Origin of the sequence: Myroides sp. N17-2, assembly GCF_002286775.1 — a bacterium.
Taxonomy (GTDB): domain Bacteria; phylum Bacteroidota; class Bacteroidia; order Flavobacteriales; family Flavobacteriaceae; genus Flavobacterium.
Map to the genome: position 1 here is coordinate 1 of NZ_NSGJ01000116.1, position 502 is coordinate 502.

General features: G+C 32.3%; 1 pseudogene. It reads left to right on the forward strand.

What is annotated here, in order from left to right:
- Window positions 1–289: 289 nt before the first annotated feature.
- Window positions 290–502: pseudogene (locus tag CF599_RS19465) on the forward strand (hypothetical protein); the annotation flags it as partial.

The following is a 502-nucleotide window of genomic DNA, read 5'->3' on the forward strand; positions in this document are numbered from 1 at the left end:
AATCACAGTTTAAGGTAGTAGCGCTAAATACACTAATTGATGTAGCAGAAAAAAGCCTAGATATTGAAATCAGAAAAAAGTCTGGTTCCAAGCAGTTGAAGAAGTAAAAGTATTATATCCTAAAAAAGGAATAGATACAATATGTAAACTGTTTGGAAGAACTCGAAGTGCTTATTATCAATCTATTGATAGACAAGAAGAACAGTCAATAAAAGATGATATAGTCATACAAGAAGTATTACATATCAGAAATAACCTTCCCAAGTTAGGTACTCGAAAACTTCAGCATATGCTTGAGGAACGTTTAAATACACATGGAATAAGTATTGGTAGAGATTATTTATTCGACTTATTAGACAGTCATAAGATGTTGATAAGACAACGAAAACGAAAAGCTTATACTACAGATTCTAGAGCATGGCGAGGTCAATATTTAGATCTGTATAACGGAGTGGAAGTAACTCGACCAGAACAATTTTGGGTAAGTGACATAACTTATATA